We start from the raw sequence: 15,313 nt of genomic DNA, 5'->3' as shown, positions 1-15,313 counted from the left end.
GCCTTGCTTTTATAAGGCGCTTTATGATTTGCAACCTTTATTTCGTCTGTTTCAGCCAATCTGCAATAAATTCTGCAATAGCTTCGGGTGCATTGATATCGAGTAGTGGAAAATCGACACTTAAATCACAATCACTGGCGACAGCAATAACGTGCTCATCAAGTAAATCATTAAAATCACGCTCGTTGATATGGCGATAAAGTGCAATTTTAGGAATGGTTTCGCCTTTAAATCCTTCGACTAAGATTAAATCTAGCTTACTTGCATCAAAGCGAGATGCGAGATAATACAAATCTAATTCTGGTCGTTCTGGCGTCTCTGTCATTAATGCCCAACGTTGTTGGCTTGCGACTAATGTTTGGTCTGCTCCCGCTTTTCTAAGCTCGTAACTGTCTTTTCCAGGCTTATCCACATCCATATCATGATGAGTGTGTTTGATCATGCCTACACGAATTTCTCTTTTACGTAATTGTGGAATAAGTTGTTTTAGTAGTGTCGTTTTACCCGTTCCACTCCATGCCGTGATCCCTAAAAGGGGTAAATCTACTTGTGCCATATTTTTCATTCCTATTTTTTTAATTTGTTGGCTTTTTCAATATCGTCAGGGGTATTTAAATTAATAAAAGCACTTGCTTGATCCGCGAATAAAACAGGGTGCGCATTTATCTGCTTCATAAACAACATTAATTTTCGATCACCTTGTGCTAAATAAGCTTCTAGCATAGGAATAATACGACGATTTAGCAGCGCTAAGGTAGGATGTTCTCTTTCACCATCATCAACATAAACGGCTAATGCTTCGCCTCTTTGCTCATAGAGTTTTTCAACTAAATTAAGAGGGAAATAGGGGACATCGCAAGGTACAAAGGCAACCCAAGGTGTTGAGGCTTGCTTTAATAACGTGAGCATGCCAGCTAAAGGCCCTGAAAATCCTTCTATTTCATCTGTAATAACAGGATATTGGCTTTGGCGATATTGTTCTAAATTTCGGTTAGCACTAATCAGTATGCTATCAACTTGAGGTGCTAGTTTTTGGGCAATATGGCGGTATAAAGGCTGTCCATGTAGAATTTGAAGCCCTTTATCAGCCCCTCCCATTCGTGTTGCTTGGCCACCCGCAAGTATACCACCTGTAATATTCTTCATTTTCATATTCAATATTTGTGAATAAATGGGCTAAAATTTCCGAACGATTTTTATCAAGTAAAGACGATATACTAATAAGAAATATCGACTTAATGAGATTTCATGTAAAGCGACAGCAATTTTTATCAAAAAAGCGTAATCTTTACGCATATTGACAGAGGTTTCCTTTTTCTATCGGATAATAATTGGTACTTTGTTGTTGTCATTAATAATAAGGATTTTTTGTATGAAATGTCACCGTCTTAATGAAGTTATGGAATTATTGCACCCAGTTTGGGAAGAAAATTCTGATTTAAACTTAATTCAATTATTGCAGAAACTGGCTGATGAAGCGGGTTTTAAAGGTCAATTATCTGATCTGACTGATGATATTTTGATTTACCATCTGAAAATGCGTGGTTCAGCGCCGACAGATGTGATACCTGGGCTGAAAAAAGATTACGAAGAAGATTTTAAAACCGCCATATTACGTGCTCGTGGCGTGATTAAAGATTAAATTCAGGATAGAAAATGGAAATGTCTGCCTCATTTAATTTTCAGGGACTTTCACCTGATAACATTTGGGACGCGTTAGTTAAAATCGGTTTTTATCCTGAGTCTGGGTTAACGGAATTAAATAGCTATGAAAATCGTGTTTTTCAATTTATGGATGAGCATCGACAACGTTATGTGGTGAAATTTTATCGTCCTCAACGCTGGTCGTATGAACAAATAAAAGAAGAGCATGAATTTGTTTTAGCCTTAAAGGAAGCTGCGGTATCTGTTGCGGCGCCTTTAATTATTAATAATGAGACAGTTCATCTTTCTGATGATGGCTTTTATTTTGCAATATTCCCCAGCATAGGGGGAAGAGCATATGAAACTGATAATTTATTTCAGCTAGAAGAGGTTGGACGCACATTAGGACGCATTCATCAAATAGGTAGAAAAAAGCGTTATGAATATCGACCGACGGTTTCTATTGCAGAATATCTGATAGTGCCAAAATTAGAATTTGAAAGTAGTGTGTTAATTCCTAATAACCTCAAACCTCAATTTATAGAGGTTATAGATAAACTTATTCATGATGTGCGTCCTAAAATAGAGGACTCTGCATGGCAAATGTTACGGCTACATGGTGATTGCCATCCCGGTAATATATTGTGGCGTGATGACGTTGTAATGGTTGATTTTGATGATTCCCGAATGGGACCTGCGGTACAAGACTTTTGGATGTTATTAAACGGCTCACGGCAAGAGCAGGTTATACAATTAGATACGATCCTTGAGTCTTATTATGAATACCAAGATTTTGATTTACGTGAATTGTCATTAATTGAGCCACTAAGAGCAATGAGAATGGTGCATTATCTCGCGTGGGTATTAAAACGCTGGAATGATCCTGCTTTCCCTCGTGCTTTTGTTTGGTTTCAAGAGCAAGATTTTTGGTTTAAACAATTAGCCTTATTCAAGGGACAAGTGGAGCAATTAAATGAGCCTCCTTTACAACTTAGCCCAATGTATTAATTCTTAGGAGACGATGAGAAATGAAAAAGATTTGGCTGGCGTTAGCAAGTATGGTGTTAGCATTCAGTGTTTCTGCGGCTGATATTTCTGAAGGAAAACAGTACACTAACCTTTCTAAGACTGTTGCAGCAGCGCCTGATGTTGTTGAGTTTTTCTCTTTTTATTGCCCACATTGTTATCAATTTTCTGAAGTGTATAAAGTCAATAGTACTGTTGAAAAAAATGCACCCAAAAATACCAATATTGTCCGTTACCACGTTGATTTCTTAGGTCCTTTAGGTAAAGACTTAACACGTTCTTGGGCTGTGGCAATGGCCTTAGGTGTTGAAGATCAAGTTTCTCCTGTTTTATTTAAAGGTATTCAAGAAACTCAATCTATTCGTTCTGTTGATGATATTCGTAATGCCTTCATTAAGGCTGGTGTTAAAGGTGAAGATTATGATGCTGCAATGAATAGCTTTGTGGTGAATTCTTTAGTTAGCCAACAACAAAATGCTGTCGCTGATTTCCAAATCAATGGTGTTCCAGCCATGATAATTGGCGGTAAATATAAAATGAAAAATGATGGTATCAGCGCAAAATCACCAGAAGAGTATGCAAAAACCTATTCTGATATCGTGAACCAATTATTGCTGAAAAAATAATATAGGCTTAATTTTCCTATATAGACTAAGTAAAAGCATATAGATTTTTATATAAAAATAGCACTCAAGAAATAGGGGTGCTATTTTTTTTACTTTCATATTTTTGTCATAATATAACTATCCACATTAATAAAAAATACTTCGATTAATTTATAATATCTTAATGAATTCGCTAAGTGATTGATTTTTTAATTGTGTTAATGAATTGAAAAGAATGCTAACTTATTAATATAGAGAGGATTACAAAACTATTAACAGAGTTATCCACAGGTTGTTTGGGTATTGACTAAAAAATAAGTCCTTAATAAAAAATATGACACTAATATGAACGTTAATATTAATGATGAGCAAGTGGCACTATCTTAAATACTTTCTAAATAACACAGTGAGTTTGCTTTTTAGTCTTTGCTTTTAATTGAAATCAGATTAATAGATATGGCTTCTGATAAAAAATAGCTTTAATTAATATTAAGTTATCATTCATGCTTATTCTTTCTGTTAAGTTCGGCTAATAATAAATAATTGAGTATTTAAGCCGAATTTCTGCATTTAAGAACAGGTAATATTCGTCTATTGGGCTGTGATGTGGCATTCTAGTCATATCAACGAACCTCAGAACAATGATGAACAGATTATGGTCCAGATAGCAGAAAACCCCTTTATCCTTGTAGATGGCTCCTCATATCTTTACCGCGCCTATCATGCATTTCCACCGCTAACCAATAGCCAAGGTGAGCCAACGGGTGCGATGTATGGCGTGTTGAATATGCTGCGTAGCCTGATAATACAGTATAAACCAAGTCATGTTGCGGTTGTGTTTGACGCTAAAGGTAAAACATTCCGTGATGAGTTGTATGAGGAATATAAATCTAATCGTCCTCCAATGCCGGATGATTTACGTGAACAGATAGCGCCTTTACATGAGATGGTGCAAGCAATGGGTTTACCATTGTTATCTATTTCAGGTGTGGAAGCTGATGACGTTATTGGTACATTGGCACTAAAAGCAGCAGCTGATGGGCGTGATGTCCTAATCAGTACTGGTGATAAAGATATGGCGCAATTAGTGACGCCAAAGATCACGCTTATTAACACGATGACCAACGTTATTTTAGGCCCTGATGAAGTTAAAGAGAAATATGGTGTTCCGCCTGAACTGATTATTGATTTCCTCGCACTAATGGGTGATTCATCCGATAACATCCCTGGTGTTCCGGGTGTGGGCGAAAAAACCGCTTTAGGCCTTTTACAAGGGCTTGGTAGTTTAGATGATATCTATAAGCAGCTGGATAATATCGCAACGTTGAGTTTCCGTGGTGCTAAAACACTTGGCGCTAAAATGGCAGAGCATGAGAAAGTAGCAAAACTTTCTTATAAATTGGCAACGATTAAAACGGATGTTGAACTCGATAAAACATTTGATGATTTAGTGGTTAATGAGCCAAATTTAGATCAATTATTAGAGATGTTTACGCGTTATGAATTTAAACGCTGGATAAGCGACCTTCAAAATGGTGGTTGGTTAGCGCAACGTAGTACACACAAAGTTGCAGTGCCTTACACCTCAGAAGCCGTTAAATCTAAAGAAGCACCTGCATCAGCTAATTTCCCTGTTATTACACAAGAGAATTATGAAGCTGTCTTAACGCATGACAGCTTAGCGCGATGGGTTGAGCTTCTCAAAAAAGCGCCTGCATTTGCATTCGATACAGAAACTGACAGCTTAAATAATATTGATGCTCGTTTAGTGGGGCTGTCATTTGCTATTGAGCCGGGTAAAGCCGCTTATATTCCGCTGCGTCATGAGTATTTAGATGCGCCAGAGCAACTCCCTGTTAATGAAGTGCTCGCGGCATTAAAACCGATTTTAGAAGATAAAAATATCTTAAAAATTGGGCAAAACTTGAAGTTTGACCGTGGGATTATGGAAAATGAAGGTATCGAGTTAAACGGTATTCATTTTGATACGATGTTGGAGTCTTACGTATTAAATAGCGTAGGCAATCGACATGATATGGATACGTTGGCTGAAAAACATTTAAACCATAAAACCACAACATTTGAAGAGATTGCGGGTAAAGGTAAAGGTCAACTGACTTTTAATCAAATTGAGGTTGAGCAAGCGACGTTATATGCTGCTGAAGATGCTGATATCACGTTATTACTCCATCAAGCACTCTATCCTCAAATAGAAGCCATTGAGCCTCTTAAACATGTTTACCGCGATATTGAAATGCCATTAGTGCCTGTGCTTTCCAGAATGGAACGCAAGGGGGTATTAATTGATGCTCAAGTGTTAGCGGTTCAATCTCAAGAAATTACACAACGTTTAGCTGAAATTGAAAAAGAGACGTTTGCGTTAGCAGAACAAGAATTTAATCTCTCTTCACCTAAACAGTTACAAGAAATCTTATTTGATAAACTGCAATTGCCGGTTATCAAGAAAACCCCGAAAGGGGCGCCATCTACCAATGAAGAAGTATTGGAAGAATTAGCGCATAGCCATGAATTGCCCCGTTTGATTTTAGAGCATCGTGGTCTTGCGAAACTAAAATCTACCTATACGGATAAATTGCCATTAATGGTGAATAGTAAAACGAAGCGTGTACATACTTCATATCATCAAGCGGTGACGGCAACGGGGCGTTTATCTTCTCGCGATCCGAATCTTCAAAATATTCCAGTGAGAAATGAAGAAGGACGTCGAATTCGCCAAGCATTTATTGCGCGTGAAGGTTTTAAAATTGTCGCCGCCGACTATTCACAAATTGAATTACGGATTATGGCGCATTTATCGCAAGATAAAGGCTTATTAGATGCCTTTGCTCAAGGTAAAGATATTCACCGTGCAACAGCATCTGAAGTGTTTGGTATACCTTTAGAAGAAGTCACTTCTGAACAACGTCGTAGTGCAAAAGCGATCAACTTTGGTCTTATTTATGGTATGAGCGCATTTGGCTTATCACAACAGATTGGTGTTGAGAGAAGAGAAGCTCAGCGTTATATGGATCTCTATTTTGAGCGTTATCCGGGGGTCTTGGACTATATGGAGCGCACACGTAAACAAGCTTCTGAACAAGGCTATGTTGAAACGTTAGATGGTCGCCGCCTCTATTTACCAGAAATTAACTCAAAGAATGCAATTCGTCGTAAAGCTTCAGAGCGTGAGGCGATTAATGCACCAATGCAGGGTACAGCGGCGGATATCATCAAAAAAGCCATGATTGCTGTGGATCATTGGATTTGCAATGAATGTCCTGCTGATGTGCATATGATTATGCAAGTACACGATGAATTAGTGTTTGAAGTGCGAGAGTCTTACCTAGAGAACGCAAATATCATGATCCATAAATTGATGGAAAGCAGTATGGAGTTAGCTATTCCGTTAAAAGTTGAAGTGGGTGTGGGTAATAACTGGGATGAAGCACACTAGTTTTTAAATACTATTCTTAACGAGAAAAGGGCACAGGATTGTGCCCTTTTCTATGTCAAAACTTATTGAAATGTGAAAAAGAGATAAGTGAATAATTAAGCAACTTGTGAGTCTATCAGTTTGCTCAATTTCTTCTGTTTTTTCTCAATACGTTGACGTTTTAACGGAGATAAATGGTCAATAAAGAGTTTACCATCAAGATGGTCTAACTCATGTTGAATGCAGCCTGCAAACAAATCAGAGGCTTCAAGTTCAATTTCATCACCATTTCTATCCAATGCCTTAACCTTTAAGAAGCGATAACGCTCTGTTGGGGCAAAAGAATCAGGAATAGATAGACACCCATCCATCATATCCATCACTTCATCTTCAGTGCTGATAATTTCAGGATTGATAAGTGCAATCGGTTGATCTCGTTTTTCAGAAACATCAATGACAACAATGCGTTTAGATACATTAACCTGAGGCGCCGCTAAGCCAATACCTCGTTCTGCATACATGGTTTCAATCATGTCATCGATTAATGTGCGTATTTTGTCATCTACTTTTTCCACTGGTACTGCGACTCTGCGCAGACGCTCATCTGGAAAACGCAGGAGTGTTAATACAGCCATGGATACCTCATTTTATCGCTAATTACATATTTACTACGGTCTCGTGATAAGCGTATCACAAAATCATTAAGGATAAACCGCACCTTTTGTGTGATTTGTTCTATTTTTAATCATATTCATGTAAGTGATTAAAGTCTCATAATTATGTAATTAAACTACATTTATTTGTGGTTTGAATACATAAACACATAGCTGAATCGTGTCTGCATGTGAAAAAAAATTACAAAAGGGCTTTTATTAACCAATAAAATAGAGTACATTATCTCTTGTAGGGTACAGAGGTAAGATGTTCTATCTTTCAGACCTTTTACTTCACGTAATCGGATTTAGCTGAATATTAGCTGCCCCAGTCGACTTTATTTCGACTGGGGCATTTTTTTGCCTAAAATTCACTGAAGTGGTTTATGCGAGAAGTGAAAGGGAAAGTGATTTTCCCTTTATCAATAGAAAATTAGAACGCTATCGTTGAGAAAAAAGACGATCATTAAGCGTTATCATCATTTGTAGGCTGTTCTTCTGAACCTGAAAACCATTCATTAAGTGTATTACGTAGCTTATCAATGCCAATTTTTTTCAATGATGAAAAATATTCTACGCGGATATCACCTACTTTATTTGCCAGCTCTTCACGTACGCTCATTAACTGCTTTTTACGCGCCCCTGATGCTAATTTATCTGCTTTAGTGAGTAAAACGAGAGTAGGAAGCTCTGAACCTACAGCCCAGTCAATCATTTGCATATCGAGATCTTTTAATGGATGGCGAATATCCATTAAAATAACGACACCTTTTAAGCACTCTCTTTTTTGTAGGTATTCACCTAAAGAGCGTTGCCATTTACGCTTCATTTCTTCAGGCACTTGGGCATAGCCGTAGCCTGGTAAATCGACTAAGCGTAAGCCTTCTTCAATTTGAAAAAGGTTGATTAATTGCGTGCGGCCTGGGGTTTTACTGGTTCTGGCTAATCCATTTTGTTGGGTTAACGCATTTAAAGCACTGGATTTACCGGCATTAGAGCGACCCGCAAAGGCAATTTCAATCCCTGTATCTGGTGGTAAATGACGGATATCAGGCGCACTGATGATGAAATGTGCTTTTTGGTAATTAAATTGGGTCATTATGGTATAAACCTCTCTGAAATAATGCGGCTTTTCATGCATACTCATTTCAATTTTGCATGAAAATGAATATCTAAAATATTTATTTGCTCTATTTTGGCGCAATTTAATGACTTATAACAGTGCTTAAAAATTAAAATTTACCCTGTTATAACGTAATTAGACTTATTGAGCGTAAATAAAGGTAAATGATTGGCACTATTTACCTCAGCGAATTAGAATCGCTGCATATTAAGTAAGTTGTAGACTATTAAAGTAAAGGATCCCTGCATGTTAAAACGTTTTCTTGTCACCTTCGTTACCGCTTGCACTTTAACAACAGCGACTTTTGCAATGGCAACGGGAGAAACCTTCGTTAAATTAGTCACCTCTGAAGGCAATATTGAAATATCACTGGATAATAAAAAAGCCCCAATTACAACGAAAAATTTTATTCAGTATGTCGAAGATGGGTACTATAACGGCACCACTTTTCATCGTGTTATTCCTGGCTTTATGGTTCAAGGCGGTGGTTTTACTGCTGATTTACAGCAAAAACAAACCAGAGCACCAATTAAAAATGAAGCCGACAATGGATTACGCAATGTAAAAGGTTCTATTGCCATGGCGCGTACGTCAGATAAAGACAGCGCAACCAGCCAATTTTTTATTAATGTGGCTGACAATGCATTTTTAGATCACGGTCAACGTGATTTTGGCTATGCCGTATTTGGTAAAGTTGTGAAGGGAATGGATGTCGTGGATAAAATTTCACAAGCGCCAACTCGTAATATTGGACCTTACCAAAATGTGCCAGTAAAAACGGTCACTATTTTATCTGCGGAAGTCGTAAAACAATAAACACATTATTAGGGTAGGATATTTACTTATTCTAATAAGATAAAATGCATATAAACCGGAATGAATGTTTTCATTCCGGGATTTTTAGTACGAAAAAATATTTTTATCCTTCATTTTTTCGTGTGATCTCCTGCAACAAGTATTCACTACGCTATTAATCACTCTATTCATCATCAATTACCGTCATTCTTGTTATTGCGCAATAAATCAGCAGGTTTTCTTGCTTACTATTCATATTTTATACCTGTGCTATGATAATCGGCTTTGTTGTACCCAAGTCGGTTAAACAACGAGCTATTTTGGCAAATCTACACTCGCTTTAAAATAGTAATAAAATAGATAATGATAAGAAAATCAGTCGGATAGGCTAATATGCTGTTACTTATTGATAATTACGACTCGTTTACCTACAACCTCTATCAATATTTCTGTGAATTGGGTGCTGAGGTTGTTGTTAAGCGTAACGATGAGATCGGACTTAAAGAGATAGAAAAGATGATGCCAGCACATCTTGTTATCTCGCCAGGACCTTGTACTCCTGATGAAGCTGGGATCTCTCTTGAGGCTATACAGCGGTTTGCAGGTGAAATTCCTATTCTTGGTGTTTGTTTGGGACATCAAGCGATAGGGCAAGCTTTTGGTGCATCGGTTATCAGAGCACGAGAAGTGATGCATGGTAAAAATTCATTAATACATCATAACCAACAAGGTGTTTTTAAGGGACTTAATCGACCTTTAAGTGTGACGCGTTACCACTCTTTAGTGATTGATGCGACGACATTACCTGTACCTTTTGAAGTGACGGCATGGAGCCAACATGATGGAAATGTTGATGAAATTATGGGAATTCGCCATCGTACTCTACCAATTGAAGGGGTTCAATTTCACCCAGAAAGTATTTTAAGTGAACAAGGACATGAGCTATTAAATAATTTCCTTAAATATTAAATGGATAGCATTTAAATAGCGAAATAACGCCTTTTTATACAAAACCACATTTGATTTTTTATTCATATTTAGTGATTATATTTTCATATTGAATGTGAATAACGATCAGGTGGGGTAATGACAAAGCAAAGCATCAACAGGGCAACTTACGATCAAGTAATGTTGCCAATTTATTCACCCGCAGAATTTATTCCTGTTAAAGGGATGGGTAGCCGTGTTTGGGATCAACAGGGAAAATCGTATATTGATTTTGCTGGTGGTATCGCTGTTTTAGCACTGGGGCATGCTCATCCTGCTCTTAATCAAGCCCTGAAAGAACAAAGCGAACAACTTTGGCATGTTAGTAATATTTTTACTAATGAGCCTGCATTGCGTTTAGCGCAAAAATTAATAGATAACACATTTGCAGAACGTGTCTTTTTTGCCAATTCAGGCGCAGAAGCGAATGAAGCAGCATTTAAATTGGCCCGCCATTATGCCATCACTCGCCATAGCCCTTATAAAACTAAAATTATTGCTTTTCACCATGCATTTCATGGCAGAACGCTGTTTACAGTCTCTGTTGGTGGACAACCTAAATATGCAGATGGCTTTGGCCCTAAGCCTGCAGATATCGTACATGTTCCTTTTAATGACTTAGATACGGTTAAAGCGGTAATGGATGATCACACTTGTGCGGTTATTTTAGAGCCAGTTCAAGGTGAAGGTGGCGTAACAGCGGCAACGCCTGAGTTTATGAGAGGGCTACGTGAATTGTGCGATAAGCATCAAGCTCTGCTTGTCCTCGATGAAGTACAAACAGGTATGGGGCGTACAGGCAAGCTTTTCGCCTATATGAACTATGATGTGACACCAGACATTATTACAACTGCAAAAGCGTTAGGAAGTGGCTTTCCACTCAGTGCGATGTTAACAACGCATGAGATAGCATCGGCAATGGGGGTCGGAACGCATGGCACAACTTATGGTGGCAATCCATTAGCTTGTGCAGTGGGCAATGTTGCATTTGATTTAATTAATACACCTGAGGTACTTGAGGGGGTAGAAAAGCGCTATCAATGGATTGTGGATGAACTGGTGGCAATCAATCAGATGTACAATGTCTTTTCGCAAATCCGTGGACAAGGTTTATTGATTGGTGCGCAATTGGCACCCCAATATGAAGGTAAAGCCAAAGAGTTGCTTGGCCTTGCTGCCAAACATGGTTTAATGATGTTAAACGCAGGAGCCGATGTGATGCGTTTTACACCATCGTTAATTATTACCCAAGAAGAGCTACAAGAAGGAATGGTGGCATTAAAAGCGGCTGTTGCGGAATTTGTAAAAGGGTAGTATTGACTAAAAACCCCATCAACGAGGATGGGGTTTACACAAAAAGCATAACAATAGCCCTTTTATGGGCTATTGTGTGTTTAGGCGGGGAAACTTAGCGAGTCCCGTAAACGACGATAGTTTTACCGTGTGCGGAGATCAAGTTTTGATCTTCCAACATTTTCAGAATACGGCCTACAGTTTCGCGCGAACAACCAACGATTTGACCAATTTCCTGACGTGTAATTTTAATTTGCATGCCATCAGGATGCGTCATGGCATCGGGTTGTTTTGCTAAGTTTAATAAGGTTTGTGCAATACGGCCTGTTACATCAAGGAAAGCAAGGTTACCTACTTTTTCTGATGTGGTTTGTAATCTGTTCGCCATTTGAGCAGAAAGACGCATCAGAATATCAGGGTTAACCTGAATTAATTGGCGGAATTTTTTATAGGAAATTTCTGCTACTTCACAGGCTGTTTTTGCTCTAACCCATGCACTACGTTCTTGATCTTCTTCAAATAATCCAAGTTCACCGATGAAATCCCCCTGATTTAGGTAGGAGAGGATCATTTCTTTTCCTTCTTCATCTTTAATAAGAACAGCCACGGAACCTTTAACAATATAATAAAGTGTTTCCGCTTTCTCACCTTGGTGGATCAGCGTGCTCTTGGATGGATATTTGTGAATATGGCAGTGTGACAAAAACCATTCAAGAGTCGGGTCTGTTTGCGGCTTGCCGAGAACCATTCGCGTTATCCTCTGTACGTTAAATGCAGCCTTTCAAAACGGATAGGTTCCCTTTTGAGACAGCGTGCTTAAAAATCCTATCTTTACCTATTAACTTCCTGAGAACACGGTAAGTTAATATGGAGTAGATTATAATAAATGAGAAAATAATGCATTGATCTTAACCACTATCATCAAGCAGATATTGTTTTTAACACAATTAGTGCATTAAGTCTCGTTTTACGCAGTCAGCATAATAAACCTATTTGCTAATTGCTAGTTGAATTATGAGAATGTACTCTTTTAGTTTCGGTCGTCTTTAGGGGAAAATAAATGGAAGCACGAGTTAAGTGGGTTGAAGATTTATCTTTTGTCGGCGAATCTTCATCTGGCCATCAAATTATGATGGATGGGAATTCGGGTGATAAAGCCCCAAGCCCAATGGAAATGGTATTAATTGCTGCGGGTGGATGTAGTGCGATTGATGTCGTAAGTATTTTACGCAAGGGTCGTCACCAAGTAACTGATTGTGAAGTGAAATTAACATCAGAGCGACGCGAAGAAGCCCCTCGTTTATTTACTGATATCAATTTACATTTTATTGTTTCGGGTAAAGAATTAACGGATAAAATCGTAGAACGAGCGGTTCAATTATCTGCAGAAAAATATTGTTCTGTTTCTTTAATGCTAGGAAAAGCAGCCAATATTACGCATTCATTTGAAATAAAAGATGCTGACTAATTTTGATATTTTAAAATAAAGTTTAATTTTAAAAATAATATCCCTTAATTAATGGGATATTATTTTTATAGAGATAAATTTTATTTTGGTTAACTTATCTTTTCGCCATTTAATAATTTTTTGACTAATGGCGCCATAATTAATTCCATCGCTAGTCCTAATTTCCCGCCCGGTACAACAATCGTGTTTATTGTTGACATAAATGAGCCATGCAACATCGCAAGCAAATAGGGAAAATCAATATCGGTTAAGCCTCGAAAACGAATAACAATAAAACTTTCATCGAGAGTGGGAATGGCTTTGGCAGAAAAAGGATTTGAAGTATCAACCGTCGGGACTCGTTGGAAGTTAATGTGAGTACGTGAGAATTGAGGAATAATGTAGCTAATATAATCATCCATTGAGCGTACAACGGAATCTCTTACCGCCTCTTGTGAGTGCCCTCTTTCTGTGGTGTCTCGAATAAGCTTTTGTATCCACTCTAAGTTTACGATAGGAACAACACCGACCAATAAATCAACATGTTGAGCTACATCGTGTTCGTTGGTAACAACGCCGCCGTGTAATCCTTCATAAAAGAGAACGTCAGTATTATTGGCGAGTGGTTCCCAAGGGGTAAATGTTCCTGGTAATTGGTTATAAGGTGTTGCTTCATCATAAGAGTGTAGATACTTGCGAGATTGACCTTGTCCTGTATCACTATATTGACTTAAGGTCTTACTCAGTAAACTAAAATCATTTGCTTCAGGGCCAAAATAACTGATATGTCTACCTTGTTCTCTGGCTTTTCTTATCGCCATATCCATTTCAGGGCGGGTATAGCGATGGAAACTATCTCCATCAATCAATGCGGCATTTGCATTGAGTTGTTGGAATATTTTACGAAAAGCTTGGCTTGTTGTGGTTGTTCCGGCACCACTTGAGCCAGTCACTGCGATGATAGGATGCTTGATTGACATAGGTTATCCTTTTGCTAAATAAGGTTGGCCCTTATTGATGGCGATACATCGCTTGCTTTGAATAACTAACCAGAGCGAAACTGCGATGCAGGCATAATATTGACGCTCTCATGAAGTTCAGACCAAACTAACACAGCCTCGCCAGATTTAAGTTGTTTTTTTACGTCGGCGACTTTTTGTTCAAGCGTTTTCTCTTGGATACCATAATCAGTGCCTTCTCGTAAAACGAAACTTTCAATGAGATTGTCTAGTGTTTCAGTTGAAAGCTCGTTCCAAGGTATTATCATTTTGTTTTCTCCAAATAGGTTGTTAACCAATCCGGAATACGGCTTTCTAGCCACATCACTGGTTTAGAGAGTTTTCCACCAACAAAACCCACATGTCCGCCAAATTCTGTAAGTTGATATTCAATGTTATTGGGGAGTGTTTTAACATCAGGAATAACATCCGCAGACATAAATGGGTCATCTTTAGCATGAATGATAAGTGTAGTTTTCTTTATTTTATTTAATAAAGGCAACGCACTGCATTGGCGATAATAATCTAACGCATCTTTAAATCCGTGAATTTTAGAGGTGATAAGATCGTCAAATTGGCGTAGTTTTTTGATGGATTTTATCGTCAATAAGCTGATCGGTAAGGACTCTGGATAACGAATAAGCTTGCGTGTCGCGTTATTTTTGAGCTCTTTTAACAGATACCATTGATAAAAACGAGAAAAACCATGTTCAATTTTTGTTGAGCAGGGTTCTAGCATTAATGGTGCAGAGACAATAACGGCAGCATCTACAACCGCATTTTCACCACTTTCTGCGAGATAATAGGCAAGCATATTTCCACCAAGAGAATAGCCAACAGCGGCTGTTGGTTGCTCACCAAATTCTTTTTTCAACCAATTTAAGAAGTAGCGAGCATCTTCCGTTTCACCTGAGTGATAAATACGGTTTTGTCTATTGGGTTCACCACTACATCCTCTAAAGTGCATTACAACGCTTAGCCAGCCCCGCTCTTTTGCTGCGGCTAACATGCCGTGAGCATAAGGGCTACTAAATCCACCTTCTAAGCCATGAAAGATGACTAAGCGTGGTTTATTGAGTGCTGTTGTCGGATCTTCACTCCACGCTAAATCAACAAAATCGTTGTCTGGAAGATTGAGTCGTTGCCAATGTGGCGTAAGTTGTGGCGTCCTACGTACAATTCTGGGTAAGAGCGTTTGTAAATGTGGATTTTTAGCCCAACGCATTGGATTAAAGTATTGAGACATATTTTCCGTCTATCAAAATGAATTAACACTTGTTTGCTAAATAACATACTGCTATTTTCGGTG

At 38.2% G+C, this 15,313-nt stretch carries 17 protein-coding genes; 9 read left to right on the top strand and 8 right to left on the bottom strand.

The window, feature by feature from the left end; genetic code table 11:
- Window positions 1-37: 37 nt before the first annotated feature.
- Together mobB and mobA are read right to left on the bottom strand one after the other, a co-directional pair.
- Window positions 38-556: a molybdopterin-guanine dinucleotide biosynthesis protein MobB gene (gene mobB, locus B6258_RS15270; RefSeq protein ID WP_099075964.1), complete on the bottom strand. Its 519-nt coding sequence runs from the start codon at window positions 554-556 to the stop codon at window positions 38-40.
- Between the two features lie 11 nt (window positions 557-567).
- On the bottom strand, window positions 568-1,152 hold the full coding sequence (gene mobA / locus B6258_RS15265; RefSeq protein WP_099075963.1) for a molybdenum cofactor guanylyltransferase MobA: 585 nt from the start codon (window positions 1,150-1,152) through the stop codon (window positions 568-570).
- 220 nt (window positions 1,153-1,372) lie between these two features.
- On the opposite strand from mobA, the gene B6258_RS15260 reads away from it, so the two are divergent.
- The 4 genes from B6258_RS15260 (at window position 1,373) to polA (ending at window position 6,729) form a co-directional block, all read left to right on the top strand.
- On the top strand, window positions 1,373-1,642 hold the full coding sequence (locus tag B6258_RS15260; protein WP_023583277.1) for a YihD family protein: 270 nt from the start codon (window positions 1,373-1,375) through the stop codon (window positions 1,640-1,642).
- A 14-nt stretch (window positions 1,643-1,656) separates the two neighbouring features.
- Window positions 1,657-2,652, top strand: coding sequence for a serine/threonine protein kinase (locus B6258_RS15255; RefSeq protein ID WP_099075962.1), 996 nt, complete (start codon window positions 1,657-1,659; stop codon window positions 2,650-2,652).
- A 20-nt stretch (window positions 2,653-2,672) separates the two neighbouring features.
- Window positions 2,673-3,296, top strand: a complete 624-nt coding sequence (dsbA, locus tag B6258_RS15250) for a thiol:disulfide interchange protein DsbA (RefSeq protein WP_099075961.1) — start codon at window positions 2,673-2,675, stop codon at window positions 3,294-3,296.
- A 634-nt stretch (window positions 3,297-3,930) separates the two neighbouring features.
- Window positions 3,931-6,729 carry a DNA polymerase I gene (gene polA / locus B6258_RS15245; protein WP_099076142.1) on the top strand — a complete coding sequence of 933 codons (2,799 nt, stop codon included), beginning with the start codon at window positions 3,931-3,933 and terminating at the stop codon, window positions 6,727-6,729.
- A gap of 95 nt (window positions 6,730-6,824) precedes the next feature.
- Here polA and def read toward each other — a convergent pair whose 3' ends face one another.
- The gene (gene def, locus B6258_RS15240) at window positions 6,825-7,343 is read right to left on the bottom strand and encodes a peptide deformylase (RefSeq protein WP_099075960.1); all 519 of its coding nucleotides are present in this window, start codon (window positions 7,341-7,343) and stop codon (window positions 6,825-6,827) included.
- 286 nt (window positions 7,344-7,629) lie between these two features.
- Here def and spfP point away from each other — a divergent pair, with 286 nt between their 5' ends.
- Window positions 7,630-7,677: a small protein SpfP gene (spfP, locus tag B6258_RS18630; RefSeq protein ID WP_438361642.1), complete on the top strand. Its 48-nt coding sequence runs from the start codon at window positions 7,630-7,632 to the stop codon at window positions 7,675-7,677.
- A 150-nt stretch (window positions 7,678-7,827) separates the two neighbouring features.
- Here the strand turns inward: spfP and yihA are convergent, their stop codons facing one another.
- Window positions 7,828-8,460 carry a ribosome biogenesis GTP-binding protein YihA/YsxC gene (gene yihA, locus B6258_RS15235; RefSeq protein ID WP_099075959.1) on the bottom strand — a complete coding sequence of 211 codons (633 nt, stop codon included), beginning with the start codon at window positions 8,458-8,460 and terminating at the stop codon, window positions 7,828-7,830.
- A gap of 270 nt (window positions 8,461-8,730) precedes the next feature.
- Here yihA and ppiA point away from each other — a divergent pair, with 270 nt between their 5' ends.
- The 3 genes from ppiA to argD all read left to right on the top strand — a co-directional run bounded on the left by ppiA (window position 8,731) and on the right by argD (window position 11,580).
- Window positions 8,731-9,300, top strand: coding sequence for a peptidylprolyl isomerase A (gene ppiA / locus B6258_RS15230; protein ID WP_069369599.1), 570 nt, complete (start codon window positions 8,731-8,733; stop codon window positions 9,298-9,300).
- A 372-nt stretch (window positions 9,301-9,672) separates the two neighbouring features.
- Window positions 9,673-10,248 carry an aminodeoxychorismate synthase component II gene (locus tag B6258_RS15225; protein ID WP_036933913.1) on the top strand — a complete coding sequence of 192 codons (576 nt, stop codon included), beginning with the start codon at window positions 9,673-9,675 and terminating at the stop codon, window positions 10,246-10,248.
- A 117-nt stretch (window positions 10,249-10,365) separates the two neighbouring features.
- Window positions 10,366-11,580: a bifunctional acetylornithine/succinyldiaminopimelate transaminase gene (gene argD, locus B6258_RS15220; RefSeq protein ID WP_099075958.1), complete on the top strand. Its 1,215-nt coding sequence runs from the start codon at window positions 10,366-10,368 to the stop codon at window positions 11,578-11,580.
- A 94-nt stretch (window positions 11,581-11,674) separates the two neighbouring features.
- Here argD and crp read toward each other — a convergent pair whose 3' ends face one another.
- On the bottom strand, window positions 11,675-12,307 hold the full coding sequence (gene crp, locus B6258_RS15215; RefSeq protein WP_004246872.1) for a cAMP-activated global transcriptional regulator CRP: 633 nt from the start codon (window positions 12,305-12,307) through the stop codon (window positions 11,675-11,677).
- A gap of 312 nt (window positions 12,308-12,619) precedes the next feature.
- On the opposite strand from crp, the gene B6258_RS15210 reads away from it, so the two are divergent.
- Entirely contained in the window at window positions 12,620-13,027 is a 408-nt protein-coding gene (locus B6258_RS15210; protein WP_023583286.1) for an OsmC family protein, read from the top strand.
- Window positions 13,028-13,116: 89 nt separating this feature from the next.
- Here B6258_RS15210 and B6258_RS15205 read toward each other — a convergent pair whose 3' ends face one another.
- From B6258_RS15205 to B6258_RS15195, 3 genes are all read right to left on the bottom strand, one after another.
- Complete coding sequence (locus tag B6258_RS15205; protein WP_088494371.1) at window positions 13,117-13,986, bottom strand: phosphoribulokinase; 870 nt, start codon at window positions 13,984-13,986, stop codon at window positions 13,117-13,119.
- Between the two features lie 65 nt (window positions 13,987-14,051).
- Entirely contained in the window at window positions 14,052-14,273 is a 222-nt protein-coding gene (locus tag B6258_RS15200; protein ID WP_023583288.1) for a YheU family protein, read from the bottom strand.
- Entirely contained in the window at window positions 14,270-15,250 is a 981-nt protein-coding gene (locus B6258_RS15195; RefSeq protein WP_099075957.1) for a hydrolase, read from the bottom strand. The genes B6258_RS15200 and B6258_RS15195 overlap by 4 nt, the downstream gene beginning before the upstream one ends.
- Window positions 15,251-15,313: the final 63 nt, after the last annotated feature.

This window comes from Proteus alimentorum, assembly GCF_002607735.1.
Classification (GTDB): domain Bacteria; phylum Pseudomonadota; class Gammaproteobacteria; order Enterobacterales; family Enterobacteriaceae; genus Proteus; species Proteus alimentorum.
This window is presented reverse-complemented; position numbering and strand designations above follow the sequence as displayed.